Source organism: Rhizobium sp. SL86, from assembly GCF_026672545.1.
Taxonomy (GTDB): domain Bacteria; phylum Pseudomonadota; class Alphaproteobacteria; order Rhizobiales; family Rhizobiaceae; genus Neorhizobium.
Genome location: NZ_JAPPRJ010000001.1, coordinates 423,402 through 447,008, shown reverse-complemented (window position 1 = coordinate 447,008; position 23,607 = coordinate 423,402). Strand labels below are relative to the sequence as shown.

The window sequence follows — 23,607 nt, the reverse complement described above, 5'->3', positions numbered from 1 at the left end:
CTCTGCGTGTCCAGTGAATTATACACGTAAAGCGAGCTTTATTTAACCATGCAACCAATGAGAATGGCTTGCGATGCTGCCGCTCGCGACATCTGCCACGAACGCAAAAAGCGCGCCCCGAGGGACGCGCTTTGCCGATTGTTTTGTTTGTGGCGGTGACCGTCAGCTGATCAGGAAGACCGAGATGATCGGGAAGGCCGTCAGCAGGACGATGCGCAGCAGGTCTGCCGAGACGAAGGGAACGATGCCCCTGTAGGTCTCGCGCACCGGCACCTCGCGCGCCATCGCGGATATGATGAAGAGGTTCAGCCCCACCGGTGGCGTGATCATGCCGATCTCGGCCACCATCAGCACGAGGATGCCGAACCAGATGGCGAACTGTTCCGGTGACAGACCGTAATCCATGGCGGTCACGATCGGGAAGAAGATCGGCACCGTCAGCACGATCATCGACAGCGAATCCATGATGCAGCCGAAGATGATGTAGAGCACCAGGATGATGATCAGCACCGTCATCGGCGAGAAGCCCTGCGCCGTCACCCATTCGGCCCCCACCTGCGGCAGCCGCGAAAACGCGATGAAGGAGTTGAACACCGAGGCACCCAGCACGATGAAGAAGATCATGCCGGTGGACACCGCGGTTTCCTTGAAGCAGTCGAGCAGCGATTTGCGGTCGAGCCCGCCATTCGCCCAGGCGACAAGGCCCGTGCCTGCCGCGCCGACGGCAGCGGCCTGTGTCGGCGTGAACCAGCCGAGATAGATGCCGCCGACGACGAGGAAGAAGATCAGCGCCACCGGCCAGACGGCGATGAGGGCGGGGATCCGGTCCTTCCAGGGCATGCGGGGCGCCTGGCCTGCCGATTCCGGTTTCAGGCGCACATAGATGGCAATCACGATGAGATAGGAGATGGCCGCGATGATGCCGGGCACGAAGGCCGCGAGGAAAAGCTTGGCGATATTCTGTTCGGTCAGGATCGCGTAGATGACCAGCACGACCGACGGCGGAATGAGGATGCCGAGCGTGCCGCCGGCTGCAAGCGCTGCGGTGGAAAGGCCGCCCGCATAACCGTGGCGACGCAGTTCCGGCAGTGCCACCTGCGCCATGGTCGCAGCTGTGGCGAGCGAAGAGCCGCAGATCGAACCGAAACCGGCGCTTGCACCGATCGCCGCCATCGCAACGCCGCCTTTTCGGTGACCGACAAAGGCGGCGGCGGCATTAAACAGCGCCTGGCTCATGCCGCCACGCGCCGCAAACTGTCCCATCAGCAGGAACAGCGGCACGATGGAGAGCGAATAATTGGCATAGGTCGTCCAGGTCAGCGATTTCATCTGGGCCAGAATCGGTGTCCAGCGGCCGAGCACCAGATAGACGCCGATCGTGCCGACGGCGAGCATGGCCGCGCCGATCGGCACGCGCAGGAAGATGAGGAGGATCAGGACGGGGAAGGACCAGAGTCCGATTTCAATGCTGCTCATCAATGAACTCCGACAGACGCGACGATGGCGTTGCCATGGCGAATGTCGCGCAGGTCAGCCAGAATGACAAAAAGACAGGTGATCAGGTTGGCGGCGAGCAGGACGAGCGCGATCGCATAACCCCACCACACGGGAATGAGCAGGAGCGGGGTCGTCTCGCCATTGCCGAGCTTGTCCATGAAACCCACCCAGTGACGCCAGGTCAAAAGCCCGATCAGCACGGTGATGATGACGTCGCCGGCAAGCTGCGTCCAGTTCATCGCCTTCGGGCCGAAGGCGCTGATCAGAAGATCGACGCCGACATGGCCGCGACGCAGCTGGCAAAAGGGCAGGAAAGCGAAGACGGCCAGCCCGCACAGCGCCTCGACGATCTCGATTTCGCCTGGAATGGGACGGACGGCCAGTGATCCCATGATCGAAAGACCGGTCAAGACGCTGGCCCCGACGAGACAGAGCCCGCCAACCGCGACGAGGGCGGTTGCGAGGCCGTTGGTCCAGCGTTCGAAACGATCAAGGGCAGTCGGGGGAACGGTTGCCATTGCGGCACATCCTTGTATCGATAGAAAAATCCAGGCGCTTTGCGTTCAGCAAACCGCCTGGATGTGAGGGAAAAGACTTATTTCGAATACTGCGCGATCAGGTCGAGCGCGTCCTTGTAGAGGCCGGTGCCGTTGAGGCCCTTGGCGTCCATGTCGGCAACCCACTTCTTGGTGACGGCTTCGCCCTGTGCCTTCCACTTGGCGGTTTCGGCTTCGTCGAGCGTGATCGTCGTGTTGCCGGCCTTGTCGGCCAGTTCCTTGCCGCGCTTGTCACCGGCATCCATCACCTGGCCGAACATGCGCGCCAGATCCTTGCCGGAATTGGCATCGATGATCTTCTTCAGATCATCCGGCATGGCGTCATAGCTGTCCTTGTTCATCGCGAACAGGAAGGTGCCCGTGTAGAGGCCGTATTTGCCGGAGAACTGGGTGTGGTTCGGCGCCAGTTCGGCGATCTTGATCGAGGGCGTCACTTCCCACGGAACGACGGTGCCGTCGATGACGCTCTTCGACAGCGATTCCGGTACGGCGGTCACCGGCATGCCGATGGCCGAAGCGCCCATGGCTTCGAGCATCTGGTTGACGACCTTCGAGGTGCCGCGCAGCTTCAGGCCCTTCATGTCGTCGAGTGACTTCACCGGCTTCGAGCCGATGGTGTGGATGAGGCCCGGACCATGTGTGTGCACGGCCAGAACATGGTAGTCCTTCAGCTCATCCTTCAGGTGCTTTTCGTAATAATCCTGGAAGGCGAGCGAGGTCGCTTCGGCGGTCGTGACCATGAAGGGCAGTTCGAAGGCTTCCGTCTTCGGGAAGCGGCCCGGCGTATAACCGATCACCGTCCAGATCAGATCCACCACGCCGTCCTTCACCTGATCCACCAGGTCCGCAGGACGGCCGCCGAGCTGCATGGAGGGATAGAGTTCGACGACGATGCGGCCCTTCGAATCGGCTTCGACCTTCTTCGCCCAGGGTTCGAGAACCTTGGCCGGGATGGTTGCCTGGGGCGGCAGCATCTGGTGCAGTTTCAGGGTGACATCCGCGGCAAAGGCGGAAACGCCGGACATCATAAGGGCGACACCGGAAATTCCGGCCAGCATAAGGTTGCGCAACATGTTCTCCTCCCATCGCGCCAGCATTGATATGTAAAGACCGAAGACCGGCAGTCCCCGCGACCATCGAAAAACAGCCCTCTTTGCTGTTCCCGCGTCTCCCGGAATGCCGCTATCCTCTACTCGCAGTCTTCCATGACGGTTATGCTTACAGAAGCGGATAAAGCCCGCAAATAAAAATTGGCATGACATGCATAACCATATGATTATGGCAGATAGCATTCTCCGGGGCGGATAACCTCCCGAAGCCCGTTTTCAGGGGAAATTCCCGGCTCCGTGCTCAGATCCGGGCGGCATCCTCGTTGCGTTTGGCCCGCAGGGCCTGCGCCAGGACGGGGCGTGACAGGCCGTGATAAAGCGGTTCCGGCGCAAGCAGCCGTGAGGTGACATAACCGATCATCGAGGCCGCCATGATCGGGATCACCGAGCCCTGGTTGCCGGTCATCTCGATGATGATGACGAAGGCGGTCATCGGCGCCTGCACCACGCCGGCGAAATAACCGGCCATGCCGAGCACAGCACCGAGCGCGATATTGCCGCCGACAAAGCTGGCCAGTGTGCCGCCGAGGCTGACGCCGACCGTCAGCGACGGCGCAAAGATGCCGCCCGGAATGCCGGACGCCATCGAGAGGAAGGTGGAGAGGAATTTTTCGACAAACAGCAGCGGCGAGGGCGCCTGGCCTTCCAGGATCGCGCGTGACTGTTCATAACCCGTGCCGAACGTATCGCCGCCCGACAGGATGCCGATGACCGCGACCGCAAGCCCCGCGACGGTCGCCGTGGCAACCATGCGCTTCATCGGTGCCGGCTGTGCGAACCGGCGAAGCCGTCTGGCCACCTCAAGCGCGCCGGCGCTGAACAGCGCGCCAAGTGCGCCGCCGGCAAGGCCGCAGACCGGCACCAGCAGCCAGTCGGTGGCGGCGACAGCCGCCACATTGGTTTCGCCGAAATAGGTATAGCTGCCGACGAGGCCGAGCGCTGCAAGGCCGGAGAGGATGACCGCTGTCAGCACCAGCCCGTTGGCACGCGATTCGAAGGTGCGGCTCATCTCCTCGATGGCAAAGACGATGCCGGCCAGCGGCGTGTTGAAGGCGGCGGCAATGCCGGCGGCAGAGCCTGCCAGGATGAGCCCGCGCGCCTGTGCCATGCCGCCGATGCGCCCGCTCGCCAGCATGATCGCCGCGCCCACCTGCACCGTTGGCCCCTCGCGGCCGATCGACGCGCCGCAGAACAGGCCGACGATCGTCAACAGCACCTTGCCCGCGGCAATCTTCAGCGACAGCAACAGCCCGCGCGAGGTTTCGTCGTTGAGATGGCGTGCGGCGATCGCCTGCGGAATGCCGCTGCCTTGCGAATTGGGAAAGAAGCGGATCGACAGATAGGCGCAGAGCGCAAAACCGGCCGGCGTCAGCACAAGCGGCAGAAGGAAACTCTGCGCTGAGCTTTCCAGCAGCACGCGGAACAGATGCTGCGCATGGTCGGCCGCCGCGGCAAAACCGACGCTGACGACGCCGATCGCAATGGCGCCGATCCAAAAGACGATCCGCGGTTTCCACACCGCCCAGGAGCCACGCATCACGCGGGAACGGCGAAAGACCTTGGAACGACGGAAACGAGGCGGCATGGGAAAGATCCGTGGGCGGCGGGCGTTTCATCTCTGTAAACGCCTTTTGCGCCGCATCATCAACCCGCAGGCCGAGAATTTTTAGAGCGCCCCGCACGGAAAAGCCGGCCCACCGCCGGAGGTCGGGCAGTGGGCCGTAATCTATCTCACACCAGCAGCCCCTTCATCGGCTGAACCGCACCCGATCCCGGAAAGACCGCTTCTGCCAGGTGTTTGGCATCGGCGCCCAGAAGATCGGTGGCGATGCCCTTGATCACCGCGCGCAGGTCGGTGGTGGCGGCAAGGTCGCGGCCTTCGTAGAGCTGGTTGTCCTTCAACCCCGGCCAGTCGGCGATCACGCGGCCGCCGCGCACAGCACCCCCGGCGAGGAAGGCGGTGGTGGCGGTGCCGTGGTCGGTGCCTTCGGTGCCGTTGATACGGGCCGTGCGGCCGAATTCGGTGGCGACGAGCACCACCGTATCCTTCCAGGCCGGACCCATTTCCTGTTCGAAGGCGGCGAAGGCGCGGTCGAGGCCGGAAAGCAGCTTGGAAAGCCGTTCGGTCTCCTGCGCATGCGTATCCCAGCCTTCGAAGGCAAGGGCTGCGATGCGCGGACCTTCGTCGTCGGCGAGAAGTCTCGCCGCACCGCGCGCCATCTGCTCCATGCCGTTCGGATCACCCGGTCCACCCTTGGCCTTCATGTCCATGCCCGACGCGATCCGTCCGGTCTCGATGCCCTCCTTCAGGAGTTCGGCCAGCATCGGGTCGGTCCGGTCGTAAAGATCCATCAGCCGCGGCGGCAGGTCGCCGTCCGCCTGTTTCAGCACCGAAGGCGCCCAACCGAGCAGCGGAGCAGGGCCACGGATGACGAGCGGCGCGTTTGCCCCGACGGACAGTCCGCGCACCCGCTCGGTGGCACCGGGCGTGATCTTGTCGCCCGCCGGCAGGCCCTGCAGCATGCGGTTCAGCCAGCCGTTTTCCACATGGCCGGGAGTGGCATAACCGCTTTCCAGAACGTCCTGCCCGTCGAAATGCGACCGCTCCCGATAGGGCGTGGCACTGGCATGGATCACGGCCGCCTGTTTTGCCTGGTAGAGCCGGTGGAAATTCGGCATCGACGGATGAAGCGCAAAGAAGCCATCGAGCGGCAGGGCCGGCTGGTTGCCCTCCGTGTGCAACGCGATCGATTGGCGCAGCCCCTCGTAACCCGGATCGCCGACGGGCGGCACGGCCGTCAGCCCGTCCAGCGCGCCGCGCAGGATGATCGTGACGAAGCGTGGATCGCGCCCTTGCGCGGCCGTCGCGAACTTCGGCATGAAGGCCCAGGCAAAGAGCGCTCCGGAGGCGCCGAGCACGGCGCGGCGGGTGGGGGTCAAAAGTTCGCAAGACATCGGATCAGCTCCTCACGAATTCGGGGGCAAGAAAGGCAATCGACAGGCCCTGCGGCCGCGTCTCGGCCCGTGAGATCGCCTGCAGCGTCTCGTCCGACAGAAGCGGGCCGAACCGGTCGCCGGCAAAGGCACGCGGATCCACGCCGCCCGCCACCTGATGGGCAAAGAGATTGGCCGCTTCGATGCGGGTGGCGAGCCCTTCCGAGGAAGCCCAGCCGTCTGTCACGTCGGAAAAACCGTTCGGTCCGGCGGGATCCCATATCGGCTGGCCGAGCGCCCTGAGGGTCGAGACGATCTGCTGCGGTTTCGGGCGCAGGCCGGAGGCCCGCAACATCGCCGTCACATATTGCAGGGGCGGGCGCAGTTTCGTCAGCCTCGGGCTCCAGGCCGCATCGGACGAGATCATCGCCGTATAGACGGCGGAAAGATCGCCGTCGCTTTTCGTGTAGGCCGCAGCCATGGCCTCGACGAGTTGCGGCGGCGGTTGATCCGAAACGAAGTGGCGCGCCAGCTTGAAGGCGAGATGCCGGGCGGTGGCGGGGTAGCGGGCGAGATCGTGCAGCACGGCACGCCCCTGTTCGACACCGCCTTCGGCATAGGTGACGCCCATCACCGTGTGGTCGCCCGGCTCATGTGTGTTGGCGTTGAAGAAAAATTCGCCCTGCGGCCCCGGCCGCTTCTCCTTGCGGAACACCGTCCAGCCGGTGATGATCCGCGCAAAGGACGTCACATCCGCCTGGGTATAACCGCCATCAACGCCCAGCGTATGCAGTTCCAGGATCTCGCGGGCGAGGTTTTCGTTCAGCCCCCGTTTGCCGTTCTTGTTGGCCGGCGAGTTGGGGCCGATCGACTGGCGGTTGTCGAGGAAAACGAGCATGGCCGGATGGGTTTCCACCGCCACCAGCATGTCCTCGAACCGGCCGAACAGATGCGGACGGATCGCCTCGCGTTCGAAACAGCCGGCCAGGATATGCACCTCGCCACCCTTGCCGGTGGCAATGGCAAAGTGGTTCGCCCAGAACATCGCAAGCCGTTCGCCAAACCCGATCAGCGGTTCGTGGATCGTGCCGTTGAAACGGGCATCCACCTCATCAAGCAGGATCTGCTGCGGCAGATTGGGGCGTTTGTCGGCGGGGCGGGCATTCATGCTCTTGGCGTTGGTGTCAGGCCCCTTGTCCATGCCAGGCATCATGGCCGTTGCCGCGGCCGCTATCTGTCCGCCCGTCATCTGGCCGCCTGGGGGACCGGCCGCCGCCGGAGCGGAGGTCGGCTCGACGGCGGCCGGCAGCGGGCGCTCGCGCTCCGCTTTCACCTGATCCTGATAGTCATAAAGGGCAAGAAGAAGGTCGCCGGAGGAACGAAGTGTGCCGCCGACCGGGGTGGGCACGGCCTGCTCCGTGATTTCCTGCAGCAAGAGATCGCGCGGACCGTCTTTGATGGCGGCAATGCTGCCCTGCTGCGCGCCGAGCCCGAAGCGCCAGAGCGCGAGCGCAGCATCCAAATCCTTGGGATTTGCCATGACCGATACGACCTCCGTTTCATCGTCATCGGTCCTTCAACGGATGAGGTGGGGCTGATCCGTCGCTTGGCAAATGTGATCATTTCGTGGCAGGGCGGGGTGCCTCACGCCCGATCAGGCCATCGGCCAGGCGCCGCCGTTCGTCGACGGAGAGGGTGGCGGCAAACGCCACGGCCCGGGCTTCGACGGCCGCCCGCACCGCCATCTCCGCCTCCCGCGCCCGCGTCAGCGCCCCGGAAAGGGCTGCCGTATCCAGCTCCGGCTTGCCCATCAGGGCGGCGGCCTCGACGCGTGCCTGGCGCGCCTCGAGCTGGGTGGAGCGTAGGGCACGGCGCGCCTCCGCCAGCGCCTGCTGTAGCGCCTGCCGTTGTTGGCCCGGTAATTGTTCGCCCGCCAGCGGCAGGCGTTGTGCTGACTGTCGCGGCTCTCCGGACAGGTAATATACGCCGCCGCCGATCACGGCTGCGAGCAGAAACGTGTTGAGGAAAAGCAGGCCGAGCACGAGCCTGCGATAGAAAATCTCTGTCATTGAACCTCACCGATCTCTGCGAGCTGCGCTTCCGTCTGGACCGAGCCGAAAGCCGTCTCCAGCGTCTCGGATGGTGCAAGGCCTTGAACCGAAGGCGACAGCACCATCACCACGGTTGCCCCGGACAGTGCCCCGGCCAGGCCGATGCCGATCAGGCCAGCCCCGGTCAGCCAGCGGCCGATCCGCGCCCGCCGCTGGCGGAGCCTCAAGCCATCGGCGAGAATGCGCCCGGTAAGCGCGCTGTCCGGCGCCTGAACCTTATGCCGGGCCAGCAGCGCATCAAGCCACTCTTCGCGGTTTCCGTTCTCACTCATCGTCACCATCTCCCAGCAAGAGGCTCTGCAGCATGCGCCGCCCGCGCGACAAAAGACTTTCCAACGCATCGACACTGACCGCCATCACCGAGGCGGCCTCGCGGTTCGACAACTCCTGATAATAGACCAGAATGATCGCCTCCCGTTGCCGCGGCGCAAGGTTTTGCAGGGCAAGCTCCACGCGCCGGCTGTCGCTGTTCTCGGTCAGCCCGGCATCGGGCAGCGGTCCCGGATCGATCTGTTCGGGCAGGTCGTCTGTGATCACATCGCGCCGCTTGCGCAGTCGGTCGTAACAGAGGTTGAGCGCCACCCGGTGCGCCCAGCTATCGAATTTCGCCCGGCCCGTCTGCCAGCGGCTCGCCTGTTTCCAGATCCGGAGAAAGGTCTCCTGCGCCACGTCCTCGGCCTCCGCCCGGTCGCCCAGCATACGTTGTGCCAGCGCGAGAAGCCGCGGCAGCTTGGCCGCGACCAGCGCCCGCATGGCAACCTCATCGCCTGCCGCCACACGCCGCAGGAGATCTGCATCCGGATCAGATTGAGACTCGTTTTCAACAGGATGCAGGTCGATCTTCTCCCGGCGGATCATGCAGTTCAGTGCGCAGTTGAACCTTGAACGCAGATGAGATGCAAATCCGTCGGTCGAAACTTAATCCGGTTCGATCTGCACGCGCAGTTCTTCGATCAGCTTTGCCGTCTTCGGCACACCGGCCTTGCGCAGATCCTCGACATAGTTTTCGAAGGTTAGGGCGGGAGCCTTGTAGTGCTGAAAATCTTCACGGACATAGGCAATGAAAAGTTCCTCCGAGATGCCGAACTGATCCAGCAGGAAATCATCGGGGTGGCTGATCTCGATGCCCAGCGGTTCAACGACATCCGCTGGAAAATCACGGTCATTGAAGGTGAGGATCACGTCGGCGCGGGTTTTCACCGCGGCAGCCAAGATGTGCCGGTCATCCGGATCCGGCAGTTCAAAGCTTGTTTCCAGAGCTTGGTAGCCTGTGACGAGGCAGTCCGGAACGGCAAGGTCCATCAGGTTGCGTGTCGTTTGAAGCCTTGCAATGTCGATGTTTCGCTTAGCTGCAACATTGCGCATCCATTCGTCGTGAACCCGCTCCGTCCATCGCGCCCGGAACAGTGTCGACTGCGCCAGATAGAGGACGAGGCTTCTCAGCCTCGCGCCGAAAAACACGTTTGCGTCAATGACAACAGTGATCCTGACCCTCACTCGAGTCCCAGGTCTCTGGCCTCCCGTGCCATCTCGGCAAGTGCGGACATCCTGTCTGCGCGAGACTGTTTGTCGTAAGCGACGAGATCTGCAAACAGGATCCTGCGGTGTCTGTTCACTTTGCGCGCCGGCAGTTTCCCGTCATCGATGAGCTTCACGACGAAAGGACGCGAAACATTGAGGAAGTCCGCTGCCTGCTGTGTCGACAATTCCGCCTGCTGCGCAATGACGGATATCGACTGACCATCGGCCATGGCAGAAAGCACGGAGACCATGATCTCGACGGCCCGGGCCGGCAGCGGAACGGCAAGTTCTGAGCCATCGATTTGAATTCTGACGTCCTGTTGCCCTTCGGCGGCGGCTTTCAGCCGCTTGGCGGCACGGCGCGCACCGGCCGCTTCCGTTGTCGTTACCGGAACATCTGTATGATCAAAACGTGCGAGCATCGACACATCCAGTCAGAGGTCGTTGCCGATGATCATAGGTCAATACTCGGATAAACGCAATAAACGAAACGAACGCAACAAACGAAAGTTCCGCCTCTAGGTCCCTACCGGTCGCTCACCTGCCAGCGCGGATTGATCCACGGTTCCTGATTGCTGCGGGGCAGGGGATCGCGGCCCAGAATATGGTCGGCGGCCTTTTCGCCGGTCATGATCGAGGGACCGTTCAGGTTGCCATAGGTCACATGCGGGAAGATCGACGAGTCTGCCACGCGCAGGCCGTCCACACCGATCACCTTGCAGGTCGGGTCGACGACTGCCATGGGATCGTCGGCGCGGCCCATCTTGCAGGTGCCGCAGGGATGGTAAGCGCCTTCGAGATGTTCGCGAAGGTAAGCGTCGATCTCTTCGTCGCTTTGCACTTTTTCGCCCGGCGCGATCTCGCTCTCGCGATAGGGATCGAATGCTTTCTGAGAAAATATCTCGCGGGTGACGCGCACCGCATGGCGGAATTTTATCCAGTCCTCCGGATCGCTCATATAGTTGAAGCGTAAGACCGGCGCATCCTTCACATCCGGCGAACGCAATGTCACCGAGCCGCGCGATTTCGACATGTTGTAGCCGACATGCGCCTGGAAACCGTGGCCTTCCGCCGCCGACTTGCCGTCATAGGAGACGGCGATCGGCAGGAAATGATACTGGATGTCCGGCCATTTGACGCCGGCGGCCGAACGGATGAAGGCGGCTGCCTCGAACTGGTTGGAGGTGCCGAGCCCCGTCTTGAAGAACAGCCACTCAGCCCCCACCACGCCCTTCCAGAACCAGTTGTTCTTGGCATGCAGGGTGATCGGCAGTTTCGATTTGAACTGGTGGTAATATTCCAGATGATCCTGCAGGTTCTGGCCAACACCCGGCCGGTCGGCCACCACGTCGATGCCCATATCCTTCAGATGCGCGGCCGGCCCGATGCCGGACAACATCAGGATTTTTGGCGAGTTGAAGGCGGAGGCCGCCACGATCACCTCGCGGTTTGCCCGGATCACCTCGATCTTGCCACCGATCTCGACCTCGACGCCGACGGCGCGGCGACCCTCCATGACGACCTTGCGGGCAAAACAGCGGATGAGCCGGCAGTTTTCCCGCTTTAGGGCGGGTTTGAGATAGGCATTCGCCGTGGACCAGCGCCGGCCGGCCCAGCTCGTCTGCTCCATCAGGCCGAACCCCTCCTGTTTCGAGCCGTTATAATCCTCCGTCACCGGAAAACCGGCCTGCCGGCCCGCCTCGATAAAGGCGCGGTAGAGCGGGTTTTTGACCTCGCCGCGCCGCACATGCAGCGGCCCATCCGCACCCCGCCAGCCATCCTCGCCGCCATGGGCATGTTCCTGCCGCTTGAAATAGGGTAGCACGTCCGCATAGGCCCAGCCGGTGGCGCCCATCTCCTCCCAGCGGTTGAAGTCTTCCGCGTGGCCGCGCACATAAACCATGCCGTTGATCGAGGATGAGCCACCGATCACCTTGCCGCGCGGGGCAATCATCCGCCGGTTGTTGAGATGCGGCTCGGGTTCGGAGAGATAACCCCAGTTGTAGCGCTCCATGTTCATCGGAAAGGCAAGGGCCGCGGGCATCTGCACGAAGGGGCCGATATCCGAGCCGCCGAATTCCAGCACGATGACCGAATGCTTGCCGTCTTCCGAAAGCCGGTAGGCCATGGCAGCCCCTGCGGAGCCGGAACCGATGATGACGAAATCTGCCTGGTAGGACATGGAGGAAATCCAGCGGGTTCAGTGGATGGAGTGACGGTGGTATCGCGTAATGCAATAATTCGAGGCGGCTGTATTGCTGAGGGCGACGGTGGAGCGATGAGGGAAGTCGTGGTGTCGCAGCCCTATCTCTCCGAAATCGAAAGCGGCAAAAAGACCGGCTCCGTCGATGTGCTGAAGCGCATCGCGGCGGCATTGAAGGTGGATCTCGACGACATCGTGCGGTGAGGGGTGGGCGGCGATGTGACGTTTTTGCCCTGCCGCTCCCTCACCCGGCCTCCGCTCCGCTCGGCCACCCTCTCCCCGAGGGGAGAGGAGCAGTCGCAGGCGTGACCGCGGTCTCCCTCTTCTCCCCATCGGGGAGAAGGTGCCCGAAGGGCGGATGAGGGGGGCGCAGGCGAACCCGCCATGCCACTCCGGCCGCAGCCGGCAGGGCAGAGGGGGGCGAGCTTGCGCGACGGTATCCCTCATCTCAATACGGCGCCTCGCATCTGCCCATGCCGACATAGACCGTCTTCAGCTCGGAATAATGCTCCAGCGCCGCGGCCGAATTCTCCCGTCCGAAGCCGGACTGTTTCGAGCCGCCGAAGGGGATTTCGACCGGGCAGAGATTGTAGGTGTTGATCCACAACGTGCCGGCCTCCAGCCGGTCCACCACCCGGTGAGCGCGGGAAATGTCGGCGGTGAAGACACCGGCGGCCAGCCCGAATTCGGTGGCATTGGCGCGCGCAATCACCTCGTCTTCGTCATCGAAATCCAGGACGCACATCACCGGACCAAAGATCTCTTCCCGCGCAATCACCATGTCGTCCGTCACATCGGCAAACACGGTCGGCTGCACGTAAAAACCTTCGCCGGAGACGCTGTTCGGAATGCCGCCGCCGGTAAGGAGCGTGGCACCTTCTGCCTTGCCCTTTTCGATATAGGCGAGCACCTTCTCCCGCTGGGCCTGCGAAACGAGGGGCCCCATCTGGGTCGCTTCGTCCTGCGGATCGCCGAGCACGATCGCTTCCGTGCGCTCCTTCAGGCGGGCAAGGAAGCGCTCTTTCAGCGCCCGGTGCACGAAAACACGGGTGCCGTTGGAGCAGACCTGGCCGGTCGAATAAAAATTGCCGAGCATGGCGCCGGAAATCGCTCCTTCGAGATCCGCATCGTCGAACACGATCAGCGGGGATTTGCCGCCAAGCTCCATGGTGACATGTTTTAGCTGCCCGGCGGCGGCACCTGCCACCTTGCGGCCCGTCGGAACGGAGCCGGTGAGCGAGACCTTCGCCACATCGGGATGGGAAACAAGCAGCGGTCCGGTGTCCCGGTCGCCCTGGATCACGTTGAACACGCCTTTCGGCAGGCCGGCCTCGATCAGGATCTCGGCGATCTTCAGCGCCCCGAGCGGTGTCACTTCGGACGGCTTGAACACCATGGCATTGCCGGCGGCCAGCGCCGGGGCCGCCTTCCAGCAGGCGATCTGCTGCGGATAGTTCCAGGCGCCGATGCCGACGACGACGCCGAGGGGAACGCGCTTGGTATAGGCGAAATCGGAACCCAACGGGATATGGCTGCCGTTCAGAGCTGACGCGATGATGCCGCCGAAGAATTCGAGGCTGTCGGCGCCGGAGGTGGGGTCGGCAACGATGGTTTCCTGGATCGGCTTGCCGGTATCGAGCGTCTCGAGTTCGGAGAGTTCGCGGTTGCGCTCCCGCATGATCTCGGCCGCCTTTTTCAGCACGCGTCCGCGCGCCGTCGGGCTCATCGCCGCCCATTCGCCCTGCGCCCGTTTGGCCGAGGCAATCGCCTTTTCCACGATCGCCGGTGTCGCGGCATGCAGCTTGGCAATCACCTCGCCGGTCGCCGGAAAGATGCTCTCGATCACCGTGCCGGCTTCGTCCTCGACATAAGCGCCGTCAATGAAATGGGAGGCTTGGGGCTGGGCTTTCATGATCTGTCTCCGGACGGAAAAGGGGTTTGAACGGCAGCGAGCTGCCCCGCCACATAATCCTCGACCAATGTGACAGAGGCATCGATGGACAGCGGTGCGGCGCGCAGGGACTGCCGGATATAGAGCCCGTCGATCATGGCGGCGGTGCCCTCTGCAATCCTTGCAGCGGAAAGGGGAGGGGTGAGCGCCTTCAGTGCATGCATCAGATTGGAGTGCAGGCGGCGGGCATAGATCACCAGCAGCCGGCGGGTCTCTTCCGAACGTTGCGCCTCGACATAAAAGGCAAGCCAGGCCGCCACGGTTTCCGGCGCGAACTGGTCGGCCTGGAAGGAAATGCGGATGATTGCCGAAATCCGTTCACGTGGCGTGTGAGCGTGTTGAAGGGCCGTGACAGCATCGGCGCGCAAGCGATTCAAAAGACTCCGGATCGTCGCGATCAGGAGCTGCTGCTTGCTGCCGAAATAATGATGCGCCAGCGCCGGGGAGACCCCCGCTTCGCGCGCGATATCGGACATGGTCACATCCAGCGAACCATGTGTTCCGATCGTCTTCAGGGTCGCATCCACCAGGGCCTTTCGGCGCACCGGCTCCATTCCAAGCTTGGGCATGTCACACTCCACGATGGGCAGCAGCATATTTTTGATTGACTGATCAATCAATAAAAATCCGGCCCCATTGGGGAGCAATCTGCGGGCGCTTGACCCCGATCAATCCAGGCCCATGTCCTTGGTATTAATCTGGCCATAGCTTTCGTGAAGGAGGGTTTCATGACCGATCTGTTTGCCCGACCCGATCCGCATCAGCTGCACAACAAGTGGGGCTGGTTTCTTGCCCTCGGTATTCTCGCGCTCGTGGGTGGCACGCTGGCGCTCGCCAATCTGCTGCTCGCCACCGTGGCCTCTGTCTTTTATCTCGGTGCTCTCATGCTGGTCGCCGGTATTCTGCACCTCGTGCATGCCTTCCAGGTCAAGGCGTGGCGGGACTGGCTCTACTGGGGGCTCAGCGGTGCGCTCTATACGATTGCCGGCTTCCTCGCCTTTGCCAATCCGGCCCTGACGGCGGCGGTCTTCACCCTGTTCATGGCGATTGCCCTGATTGCCGCCGGCCTTGTCCGCCTCTGGGCCGGCAATCGGATGCGGCCCATGATGGGGGCGGGCTGGATCATGGTCGGCGGCGCCATCACCGCCCTTGCCGGCCTCGTGATCGCACTGGGATGGCCGGTCAACAGCGTCTGGGTCCTCGGTCTCTTCCTGGCAGTCGATTTGATCTTCCAGGGCTGGGCACTCGTTGCGGTCGCTCTGGCCGCCAAAAGAGCCCGCTAATTGAGGGTTTGCGGTTTCATTAAACCTTCACATTCGGTCAACGATTCCTTGATGATTGGCGTGTGAGCTTCACCCGCAATTGTATTGCGTATCAAGGTGGGGACCCGCATGTCAGGCGCATTGCCGCTCGAAACCGGAGTGCTGAGGCGTTACGCCAACGATCAGCTGTTACCGCTGTCAAAACTGGTCCTGGAAGCAGCCTTCCAGCCCATCGTCGAAGTCGCCACCGGCAGGGTCTTCGGTTACGAAACGCTGATGCGCGGGTATGAGCGTCTGGGTTTCGAGACCCCGCTCGACCTGCTGGATACCGCGGCGAAGGCCGGGCAACTGCTGGGCCTGGAACAGATGACGGCCGCGCGCGCGCTCGCCAAATTCTCAACCCTGTCGGATTTTGCCCACAACACGCTTTTCATCAATCTCGATCACCGCCTGATCCAGCATGGGGATTACGTGCTGGAAAAACTGGTCCAGCATCTGCAGAAGGCAAAGATCCCGCCCTCTTCGGTCTGCTTCGAACTGTCGGAACGGTTCGACAATACCCGTGATCCGGCCTTTGCCGAACTGATCGCCAAAATGCGCAAGGCGGGTTTCAAGCTCGCCATCGATGATTTCGGCGTCGGCCACGGGGAAATGAAGCTTCTGTGCGATTTCCCGGTCGACTATCTGAAGGTCGACCGTCACTTCATCGCCGGGCTGGAAGAGAGCCCGCGCAAGCGCCACCTGGTGCGCAACATCGTCAACATCGCCCATGTGCTCGGCATTCGGGTGATTGCCGAGGGTGTGGAGACCGAGGCGGAATTCCTCGCCTGCCGCGAATTCGGCGTCGACATGGTGCAGGGCTGGTTCATCGCAAGGCCCACCACCTTCGTCAGCGAACTGCAGTCGGGGTTCCCGCATTTGGCCGATCTCGGCCGCAGCCGCCGCTCCAGCCAGTCGCTCGACGAAATCCTCATCCGCAAACAGATCGAGATGCTGCCGACCGTTTTCGAGCACGAAAGCGTTGATCACGTTTTCGAACTGTTCCGCAGCAATCCGCGCCAGTCCTTTTTCCCGGTCTTGAACGCCAATGGCGAGCCGCGCGGCATCATCAGCGAATACCACCTGAAGGAATATATCTACCGTCCCTTCGGTCGTGATCTTCTGAAGAACAAGATCTACGAGCGCTCCATCTCGCATTTCGTCGAGGGCGCGCCGATCGTTGGCCTTGATGCGAATGCCGAGCGGCTGATGAACATTTTTGCCAACATGGACGGCAGCGACTGCGTGATCCTGACCGAGAACATGCGTTATGCCGGCGTGGTTTCCGCCGCCTCGCTGATCAAGGTCATCAACGAAAAGCAGCTGAAGGTGGCGCAGGACCAGAACCCGCTGACCGGCCTGCCCGGCAATCGCGCCATCCGCGATTTCATGCAGGAGGCCGGCCGCGACGACGATCAGCCGCGCTTCTTCTGCTACTGCGATTTCGATTATTTCAAGCCGTTCAACGATCATTACGGTTTCCAGATGGGTGACCACGCGATCACCCTGTTTGCCGCCCTGATGCGCCGTTATTTCTTCTCGGAAGGCGATTTTCTCGGCCATGTCGGCGGCGACGATTTCTTCATCGGCCTCAACGACTGGTCGCGCGACGAACTGTCGGAAATCCTGGAGCGGCTGCTGTCGGATTTCCACGATGATGTGGTGGAACTCTATTCGGCCGAAGATCGTGCCGCCGGCCGCATCCGTGGGCATGACCGCAGCGGCACCGAACGGGAATTCCCGCTCCTGCGCTGCTCGATCGGCGTGCTGGAACTGCCGCAGGGTCTGCTGCTCGACGATATCGGTGGCATCAGCGCCGCAATCGCCGCCGTCAAGGCGGAGGCGAAGGACAGCGACGGCGGGTTGGTGTTCAGCACGTTTGGCGAAAACCATTAGGTTGAATGGGGGCGCGTCAGCGCGCCGCCTTTTCAATCGGTGCCTCGTGTCCTACATCGGTTCTCCGAACAGGAGGACGTTTTGCCGATGACCCTTCCCGCCACCATGCGTCATGTGGATCTGCCAGGTTTTGGCGCTCCCGAGGTGATGACCTTTGCGAACGGCCCGGTGCCGCAGCCGAAGGCCGGAGAGGTCCTCGTGCGCGTCGAGGCAGCCGGTATCAACCGCCCGGATGTCGCCCAGCGCCAGGGAACCTATCCGCCGCCGAAGGATGCAAGCCCGATCCTCGGCCTGGAAGTGGCAGGCAAAATCGTGGCGCTTGGCGAAGGTGTCAGCGAGTTCGCAATCGGAGACCTCGTCTGCGGTCTCGCCAATGGCGGGGGTTATGCGGACTATTGCGTGCTGCCGGCCGGACAGACGCTGCACGCGCCAAAGGGTTATGATGCCGTCAAGGCGGCGGCGCTGCCGGAAACCTTCTTCACGGTCTGGGCCAATCTCTTCCAGATGGCCGGGCTGACGGAAGGCGAAAGCGTGCTGATCCACGGAGGCACCTCCGGCATCGGCACGACCGCGATCCAGCTTGCCAAGGCGTTTGGCGCAACCGTCTATGCCACCGCCGGCTCGGCGGAAAAATGTGCGGCCTGCGAAGCGCTGGGGGCCGCGCGCGCCATCAATTACAAGACCGAGGATTTCGCCGCCGTCATCAAGGAAGCGACCGGTGGCAAGGGCGTCGATGTCGTGCTCGACATGATCGGCGCCGCCTATTTCGAAAAGAACCTCTCCGTGCTCGCCAAGGACGGCTGCCTGTCGATCATCGCCTTCTTGGGCGGCAACGTCGCCGAAAAGGTCGACCTGCGCCCGATCATGGTCAAACGCCTGACGGTCACCGGCTCCACCATGCGCCCGCGTACGGCGGAAGAAAAACGCGCCATCCGCGACGAATTGCAGGACCAGGTCTGGCCGCTCCTCGAAAGCGGCAAAGTCGCGCCCGTCATCCACACGGTGCTGCCCTTCGATCAGGTGGTGGAAGCCCACCGGCTGATGGAATCGAGCAGCCATATTGGCAAGATCGTCATGACGCTGGGGTGAGGGCCCAATCCGCTGATATCGTTGCGGCTCAGCCCGGCTTATCGGTCAGGTGAGAACGCATGCCGGCAAAGTCCAGAGGATAGCGGCGAGCACTATAGACTCTCGGTATCCAAAGCGTTTCGTTGCGCACACTATACGGAATGATGAAGCCGTAACGCGGTTCGACTGCTTCGCGTATATCAGGACGAGACGTTGCACGCCCCGTATCCGGATGCTGCTGCAGAGTCCGAATGGTCTTGGTTATGGCGGAAACGACGTTCCTGTGTCCCTGTGGCGATCGTGGCTTCAGCCAGGTCCGCAGTTCATCGAGATCGGCGACTGCGTCGGGAGCAAATCGAAGGCGCATGCTCACGCTGTACGAATTGGCAGCGGACGCGGACGCTCATCGCTGCGTCCCCAACTGTCCATCCACTCCAACACATCCTCGCCATCAACCCCCACACCGTTCTCAACATCCTGAAGCGCCGCCTGCATATCGTCGTCCCAGGGCTGGTTATGCGTTAGAAAGGATTGCAGCGCACTGGCAATGACATCCTGTGTCGATTGCCCGCGACGCTCTGCCAGACGGTGAAACGCCTCGATCATGTCATCCGGTAACGTCACGTCGAACTTCGTCATATAACGTTCCTTGCGCTTTGCCGTTTCCGCTCCTAACTTAAGTGCATGTTCAACGAAACGAAAGGAGGTGATCCGATGTCGAGTGAGATTGCGGTTTGCAACGCGGACATGGGAAAGGTTTTGGTTTTGACGGGGCAGCCCTCGGCCTGACCACACCTCCCGAAGGGGCCCGTTGAAGGTCCCGGTTCGCATTCCGAACCGAAACTCATGGAAAGGGTCGCGCAAGCGGCCCTTTTTCTGTTTCAAGGCTCTTTCTACGTCCTTTCCGCTCCCCTTCAAACCCCGATGCGGCCGATAGCCGGGATCTTGATGCCGGGGCGGGCGATGTCGAGGCCGGCGACGAGGCCGAGGACATGTACCTCGAAACCGCTGCGCCAGCCGGCGGACAGGCCGATCAGCCCACGGATGGTCAGGTGGATGTCACGCCAGTCGTCGTCCACATGCACGAATTCGCCGTCCGGCAGATAGTCGCGGCCGACCGCATGCGGCGGCAGCACCGCACCGAGCGCCGGCACCTCGCGCAGCACGAAGGCGACGAAGGTGTTGGAATTCGGCCCCGGCCAGATCGTGTACCCGCCGGGTTCGGCATAAGGGTAGGCGGCAATCGCCGCCTCCACCTGAGGCATCAGCCGTTCCGCCTCCTGACCGTGAACGGAGGTCACCAGTTCCGGGGCGTTGGAATACCAGAAGGCATCGGCCGGGCGGTGGTTGCGGCGGATGGGCGAGCCCCAGCCGACCTTGTCGTAGCGCATGTAGCTTTGTGCCCCTTTCGCTTTCGTCACGATCCAGGCGTGGCTCGCGACCGCGCCCTTCAACCCGCCGGTCTTGGCTGAGAAGATGTAGATCGCCGCCTCCTTGCTCTCCTCCGGTTTCGGCAAAATGCCGGCCGAACCCCAGTTCGCCTCGCTCCAGCGCTGCGGACGGTCCTTCAGCACCCACCAGCCGGCGGAGGCAAAGGTCGGGATGAGATAGATGACGAAAATGGCAATCAGCAGCTTTTTCAGCAGTCGCATCGGTATGGATTCCCGTGTCGGGTTCTTCGGCAAAATCGGTTTGGCTTTGAACCACTTCAGGCTATCAAGACAGGAAAGCAGCATCATCAGGGCATCCCAATGCAAAATCCCGTTACCGTCGAAGTCACCCGCGGCAACCGCGTGGAAAGCCGCCATCGCGGCGCAGCCGTTGTCGTGGATGGTTCAGGCGCCGTACTTTTCTCCACCGGCGAGATCGAGGCCGGCGTTTTCCCGCGCTCGGCCTGCAAGGCCATGCAGGCGCTGCCGCTGATCGAAAGCGGTGCTGCCGATGCCTTCGGTCTGACCAATCAGGAACTTGCGCTTGCCTGCTCCTCGCATTCCGGCGAGGACGAGCATGTGAAAACCGCAGCCGGCATGCTCACAAAGGCAGGCTACGATCTCTCGGTGCTCGAATGCGGCGCCCACTGGTCGTCCGACCAGCAGACGCTGATCCATCAGGCCCGCACGATCGACACGCCGACGGCGCTGCACAACAATTGCTCCGGCAAACATTCGGGCTTCATCTGCACCTGTGTGAGTTCGGGTTTCGACCCGAAGGGCTACGTGACATACGACCATCCGCTGCAGGCGGAAATCCGCGCCGTGATGCAGGATCTGACCGGCGCTGTGCTCGATCGCGATATCTGCGGCACGGATGGCTGCTCCATCCCCACCTATGCCGTGCCCCTGAAGGGGCTCGCGCATGGTTTTGCGAAAATGCTGACGGGCGAGGGCATCTCCGCAGCGCGTGGAAAAGCCTCCGAGCGGCTGATGGCGGCCTGTATGGCCGAACCCTTTTATGTCGCCGGGACTAAACGCGCCTGCACGCGACTGATGCAGGTGGCGCCGGGCGAAATTTTTGCCAAGACCGGTGCGGAGGGCGTCTTTATCGCAGCCCTTCCGCGAGCGGGCGTTGCGATGGCGGTGAAATGCGAGGATGGCACAGCCCGCGCCGCCGAAGTGATGATCTATGCGCTGATTGCCCGTTTCTTCGAACCCGGCAGCGAAACCCGCGAGACGCTTCTCGGCATGGCCAACCGGCCGATGCACAACTGGAACGGCATCCATGTCGGCGATATCCGGGTAACGGACGCGCTGTTCGGGTAAGGGTGGGGCTCGCCCCTCTTGGGCGTGCCGTGTGGCGTTACCCCCCTCTGCCCTGCCGGGCATCTCCCCCTCACGGGGGGAGATCGACTCGTGGCGCTGCTCTGCCCCAAACTTGAGGCTGTTGCGCACAATTGAACCGGCGTAGATCGTCGCTGGGCGGGAAGCCGGCGCGTCTGGCCAATCTCCCCCCTTGAGGGGGAGATGGCCGGCAGGCCAGAGGGGGGTAAGCGGCATTGCAGAACGCCAGCCGGCCCTATCGCCCCGTAACAAGGCCCCCCCTCAAATCTCCCCGCCAATGCGCGCGGTTCCCGTCTGGCCGTTGTCGCGGATCCATTTCAGCGTCTTGTCACCGGTGCGGTAAAGCTCGAAGCACATCGGCGCACCCTTGTACCAGGTGGAAAACTGCTGGCAGAGCCGGTCGCCGCGGATCCACCATTTACCCGTATCGTTCGGCTTGACGAAACGGCCGAGACCAAGCGCCTCGCCGCTGCCGTCCACCACGCCCGACGTGCGATAGTTCAGCGGAAACTCGCCGCCGAGGGGGGCTGCGAGATAGATGCGTTTGCCGATGATGTCGCTGCGGATATCGGCGGCGGAAATGCGCTCCTGGTTGGCCGCGGCAAGCGAGATTGGCGCAAACAGGAGCGCCAGGATCATGAGCAGAGGCGGCATTCGAACGGGCATCGACAAACTCCTTGTGATGGGGTCACGGTCGCGTGGCGCACCATCTTTCGGTGGTCCCCGTGTACGCCTGCAGGCCGTTTGCATCGTTAACGGTTCTTTTGTGATGCCGGATCAGTCGGCGATGAGGATTTTGATGCCCGCCTCCCGATAGGCCAGGAGCCGCTCCTCCTCCAGACCTGCCGGCACGACAAGCACGGACAGCCGCGTGGCCGGCATGATCACATGCGGCGAGGTTGCATCGAGTTTTTCCGAGGTCACCAGCGTCACGGTTTCTGCTGCGCGACTGGCGATCTGCCGTTTGATTGCAGCCTCCTCGAAATCGCCGGTCGAAAGGCCTCGTGTGGCGTGGATCGCCGTCACGCCGAGAAAAAAGAGGTCGGGCGACAGAAGGGCGATCTGTGCGGCGGCATGGGCACCCACGGCCACCATCGAATGTTTGTAGAGCGTGCCGCCGATCAGGATCACCCGTGCTGCGTGATGTTCGAGGTCGGCGGCGATCGTCGGACTGTGTGTCAGGATGGTCAGCGGCAGGTCACGCGGCAGGTGGCGTATCAGCGCGGCATGGGTGCTGCCGCCATCCAGGAAAATCGTCATGTCCGGCCGGATGAGCGCCACCGCCGCCTTTCCCAGCCGGTCCTTCACGTCATGGTCGAGACCACGCCGCGTCGCGAGGTCCGGCAGACCCGGCGTCACGGGCAGGGCGCCGCCATGGACGCGCAGCAGAAGCCCGTCGGCGGCCATCTCGCGCAGATCCCGCCGGATCGTGTCCTCCGAGAGGGAGAGCGATTGCGCCAGATCCCGCGCGATGACCTGGCCCTCGTGGCGCAGGAGGTCAAGGATCATGGTTTTGCGTTGGCTGGTGAGCATCGCTTGACTCTTCACGAAATTGCACGAAACATAACGATATTGCCTGAAATGAGTCGAGATGGCAAGAAAGCAAGAAAAATCGTGCGGAGATAGCGACGATGTTGATCCTGATTGCCGGCCCGTATCGCTCTGGAACGGGCGATGATCCGAAGAAGATGGCGGAAAACCTGCACCGGCTCGAAGCGCCCTCGCATGCGCTGTTCAAGGCGGGCCATGTGCCGATGATCGGCGAATGGGTGGCCCTGCCGATCTGGCGTGCCGCGGGCGGCCAGACGGTCGGGGACACGCTCTACGAAGAGATCTTCTATCCGGTTGCCGGACGCCTGCTGGCGCTCTGCGAGGGTGTTCTGCGCCTGCCGGGTGAGTCGAAGGGCGCCGATAACGACGTGCGTATTGCCCGCGAACGGGGGCTGCCGGTCTGGTATCGGCTGGAAGACGTACCGGGCGTTACGCCGGAACAAGCGCTTTGATTGCGCGTCGAAATGGGGTACGCCTGGAAACAGATTTCAGGAGGAAACCCATGTACACGCTCTTCTTTTCGCCCGGTGCCTGTTCGCTCGCCGCCCATATCGCCATCATCGATTCCGGCCTTCCGTATCAGCTGCGCCGGCTGAAATTTGCCGAGAACGAGCAGCAGTCCGCCGAATACCTGAAGGTCAACCCGAAGGGCCGCGTGCCGGCGCTGGTGACCGATCGGGGCACGCTCACCGAAACCACCGCCATCCTGCTTTTTCTGGCACAGATGGCGCCGGACCGGAAGCTCGCGCCGCTCGATGATCCCTTCACGCTTGCGAAGCTGCAGGGCTTCAACAGCTTCCTCGCTTCGACCGTGCATGTGAACCATGCCCATGGCCGGCGCGCCACCCGCTGGGCGGATGAACCGACCGCCATCGAGGACATGAAGCGCAAGGTGCCGCAAACCATGCGCGATGCCTATCGCCTGATCGAGGATGACATGCTCATCGGCCCCTTCGTCATGGGCGAGGATTATTCGATCGCCGATCCCTATCTGTTTGTCATGTCGAGCTGGCTGAAGGGGGATGGCGTGGATATCGCCGAATTCCCGCGGGTGAAGGCGCATTACGAGCGCATGCTGGCGCGTGCCTCGGTCGAAAAGGCGCTGGCCGACGAGGCCGCGTCCTGACAAAG

General features: G+C 62.6%; 25 protein-coding genes and 1 pseudogene. 7 read left to right on the top strand and 19 right to left on the bottom strand.

What is annotated here, in order from left to right; translation table 11 throughout:
• Window positions 1–162: 162 nt before the first annotated feature.
• The 12 genes from OU993_RS02400 to betA all read right to left on the bottom strand — a co-directional run bounded on the left by OU993_RS02400 (window position 163) and on the right by betA (window position 11,911).
• Window positions 163–1,476 (bottom strand): TRAP transporter large permease, encoded by a 1,314-nt coding sequence (locus OU993_RS02400; RefSeq protein ID WP_268154625.1) that lies wholly within the window; start codon window positions 1,474–1,476, stop codon window positions 163–165.
• Entirely contained in the window at window positions 1,476–2,015 is a 540-nt protein-coding gene (locus OU993_RS02395) for a TRAP transporter small permease (RefSeq protein WP_268154623.1), read from the bottom strand. Before OU993_RS02395 ends, OU993_RS02400 begins: the two co-directional genes overlap by 1 nt.
• A gap of 77 nt (window positions 2,016–2,092) precedes the next feature.
• Entirely contained in the window at window positions 2,093–3,127 is a 1,035-nt protein-coding gene (locus OU993_RS02390) for a TRAP transporter substrate-binding protein (protein WP_268154621.1), read from the bottom strand.
• 277 nt (window positions 3,128–3,404) lie between these two features.
• Window positions 3,405–4,748, bottom strand: a complete 1,344-nt coding sequence (locus tag OU993_RS02385) for a chloride channel protein (RefSeq protein WP_268154619.1) — start codon at window positions 4,746–4,748, stop codon at window positions 3,405–3,407.
• A gap of 146 nt (window positions 4,749–4,894) precedes the next feature.
• Window positions 4,895–6,118, bottom strand: coding sequence for a DUF1501 domain-containing protein (locus OU993_RS02380; protein ID WP_268154617.1), 1,224 nt, complete (start codon window positions 6,116–6,118; stop codon window positions 4,895–4,897).
• A gap of 4 nt (window positions 6,119–6,122) precedes the next feature.
• Window positions 6,123–7,637, bottom strand: a complete 1,515-nt coding sequence (locus OU993_RS02375; RefSeq protein WP_268154615.1) for a DUF1800 domain-containing protein — start codon at window positions 7,635–7,637, stop codon at window positions 6,123–6,125.
• Window positions 7,638–7,716: 79 nt separating this feature from the next.
• Window positions 7,717–8,166: a periplasmic heavy metal sensor gene (locus OU993_RS02370; RefSeq protein ID WP_268154613.1), complete on the bottom strand. Its 450-nt coding sequence runs from the start codon at window positions 8,164–8,166 to the stop codon at window positions 7,717–7,719.
• Window positions 8,163–8,480 (bottom strand): hypothetical protein, encoded by a 318-nt coding sequence (locus OU993_RS02365; RefSeq protein ID WP_268154611.1) that lies wholly within the window; start codon window positions 8,478–8,480, stop codon window positions 8,163–8,165. Before OU993_RS02365 ends, OU993_RS02370 begins: the two co-directional genes overlap by 4 nt.
• On the bottom strand, window positions 8,473–9,066 hold the full coding sequence (locus OU993_RS02360; protein WP_268154609.1) for an RNA polymerase sigma factor: 594 nt from the start codon (window positions 9,064–9,066) through the stop codon (window positions 8,473–8,475). Before OU993_RS02360 ends, OU993_RS02365 begins: the two co-directional genes overlap by 8 nt.
• Before the next feature lie 60 nt (window positions 9,067–9,126).
• Window positions 9,127–9,705 (bottom strand): PIN domain-containing protein, encoded by a 579-nt coding sequence (locus tag OU993_RS02355; protein ID WP_268154607.1) that lies wholly within the window; start codon window positions 9,703–9,705, stop codon window positions 9,127–9,129.
• Window positions 9,702–10,151, bottom strand: coding sequence for a helix-turn-helix domain-containing protein (locus OU993_RS02350; RefSeq protein WP_268154605.1), 450 nt, complete (start codon window positions 10,149–10,151; stop codon window positions 9,702–9,704). The genes OU993_RS02355 and OU993_RS02350 overlap by 4 nt, the downstream gene beginning before the upstream one ends.
• Before the next feature lie 104 nt (window positions 10,152–10,255).
• Complete coding sequence (gene betA / locus OU993_RS02345) at window positions 10,256–11,911, bottom strand: choline dehydrogenase (protein ID WP_268154603.1); 1,656 nt, start codon at window positions 11,909–11,911, stop codon at window positions 10,256–10,258.
• 111 nt (window positions 11,912–12,022) lie between these two features.
• Between betA and OU993_RS02340 the strand changes: the two are divergent.
• Window positions 12,023–12,136 (top strand): annotated as a pseudogene (locus tag OU993_RS02340) (helix-turn-helix domain-containing protein); the annotation flags it as partial.
• Window positions 12,137–12,380: 244 nt separating this feature from the next.
• Here OU993_RS02340 and betB read toward each other — a convergent pair.
• Both betB and betI read right to left on the bottom strand, forming a co-directional pair.
• Window positions 12,381–13,844 carry a betaine-aldehyde dehydrogenase gene (gene betB, locus OU993_RS02335; protein ID WP_268154600.1) on the bottom strand — a complete coding sequence of 488 codons (1,464 nt, stop codon included), beginning with the start codon at window positions 13,842–13,844 and terminating at the stop codon, window positions 12,381–12,383.
• Window positions 13,841–14,452, bottom strand: coding sequence for a transcriptional regulator BetI (gene betI / locus OU993_RS02330; RefSeq protein WP_268157470.1), 612 nt, complete (start codon window positions 14,450–14,452; stop codon window positions 13,841–13,843). The genes betB and betI overlap by 4 nt, the downstream gene beginning before the upstream one ends.
• Window positions 14,453–14,611: 159 nt before the next feature.
• Between betI and OU993_RS02325 the strand changes: the two genes are divergently transcribed.
• The 3 genes from OU993_RS02325 (at window position 14,612) to OU993_RS02315 (ending at window position 18,169) form a co-directional block, all read left to right on the top strand.
• The gene (locus OU993_RS02325) at window positions 14,612–15,166 is read left to right on the top strand and encodes an HdeD family acid-resistance protein (protein ID WP_268154598.1); all 555 of its coding nucleotides are present in this window, start codon (window positions 14,612–14,614) and stop codon (window positions 15,164–15,166) included.
• Window positions 15,167–15,274: 108 nt separating this feature from the next.
• Window positions 15,275–17,080, top strand: a complete 1,806-nt coding sequence (locus OU993_RS02320) for a bifunctional diguanylate cyclase/phosphodiesterase (RefSeq protein WP_268154596.1) — start codon at window positions 15,275–15,277, stop codon at window positions 17,078–17,080.
• Between the two features lie 87 nt (window positions 17,081–17,167).
• A complete protein-coding gene (locus tag OU993_RS02315) occupies window positions 17,168–18,169 on the top strand; it encodes an NAD(P)H-quinone oxidoreductase (RefSeq protein WP_268154594.1) in 1,002 nt (333 codons plus the stop codon).
• Between the two features lie 28 nt (window positions 18,170–18,197).
• Here the strand turns inward: OU993_RS02315 and OU993_RS28805 are convergent, their stop codons facing one another.
• The 3 genes from OU993_RS28805 to OU993_RS02305 all read right to left on the bottom strand — a co-directional run bounded on the left by OU993_RS28805 (window position 18,198) and on the right by OU993_RS02305 (window position 19,800).
• On the bottom strand, window positions 18,198–18,515 hold the full coding sequence (locus OU993_RS28805; RefSeq protein ID WP_442792920.1) for a type II toxin-antitoxin system RelE/ParE family toxin: 318 nt from the start codon (window positions 18,513–18,515) through the stop codon (window positions 18,198–18,200).
• Window positions 18,516–18,517: 2 nt separating this feature from the next.
• Window positions 18,518–18,787: a ribbon-helix-helix protein, CopG family gene (locus OU993_RS02310; RefSeq protein WP_268154591.1), complete on the bottom strand. Its 270-nt coding sequence runs from the start codon at window positions 18,785–18,787 to the stop codon at window positions 18,518–18,520.
• A gap of 275 nt (window positions 18,788–19,062) precedes the next feature.
• Window positions 19,063–19,800, bottom strand: a complete 738-nt coding sequence (locus OU993_RS02305) for a DUF3750 domain-containing protein (RefSeq protein WP_268157468.1) — start codon at window positions 19,798–19,800, stop codon at window positions 19,063–19,065.
• 99 nt (window positions 19,801–19,899) lie between these two features.
• Here OU993_RS02305 and OU993_RS02300 point away from each other — a divergent pair, with 99 nt between their 5' ends.
• Window positions 19,900–20,907: an asparaginase gene (locus tag OU993_RS02300; protein ID WP_268154589.1), complete on the top strand. Its 1,008-nt coding sequence runs from the start codon at window positions 19,900–19,902 to the stop codon at window positions 20,905–20,907.
• A gap of 279 nt (window positions 20,908–21,186) precedes the next feature.
• On the opposite strand, the gene OU993_RS02295 is transcribed toward OU993_RS02300, so the two are convergent.
• Both OU993_RS02295 and OU993_RS02290 read right to left on the bottom strand, forming a co-directional pair.
• On the bottom strand, window positions 21,187–21,591 hold the full coding sequence (locus OU993_RS02295; RefSeq protein WP_268154587.1) for a hypothetical protein: 405 nt from the start codon (window positions 21,589–21,591) through the stop codon (window positions 21,187–21,189).
• A gap of 111 nt (window positions 21,592–21,702) precedes the next feature.
• Entirely contained in the window at window positions 21,703–22,458 is a 756-nt protein-coding gene (locus OU993_RS02290; RefSeq protein WP_268154585.1) for a DeoR/GlpR family DNA-binding transcription regulator, read from the bottom strand.
• A 98-nt stretch (window positions 22,459–22,556) separates the two neighbouring features.
• Here OU993_RS02290 and OU993_RS02285 point away from each other — a divergent pair, with 98 nt between their 5' ends.
• On the top strand, window positions 22,557–22,928 hold the full coding sequence (locus OU993_RS02285) for a DUF4406 domain-containing protein (RefSeq protein WP_268154583.1): 372 nt from the start codon (window positions 22,557–22,559) through the stop codon (window positions 22,926–22,928).
• Between the two features lie 50 nt (window positions 22,929–22,978).
• The gene (locus OU993_RS02280) at window positions 22,979–23,602 is read left to right on the top strand and encodes a glutathione S-transferase family protein (RefSeq protein ID WP_268154581.1); all 624 of its coding nucleotides are present in this window, start codon (window positions 22,979–22,981) and stop codon (window positions 23,600–23,602) included.
• The last annotated feature ends 5 nt before the right edge of the window (window positions 23,603–23,607 follow it).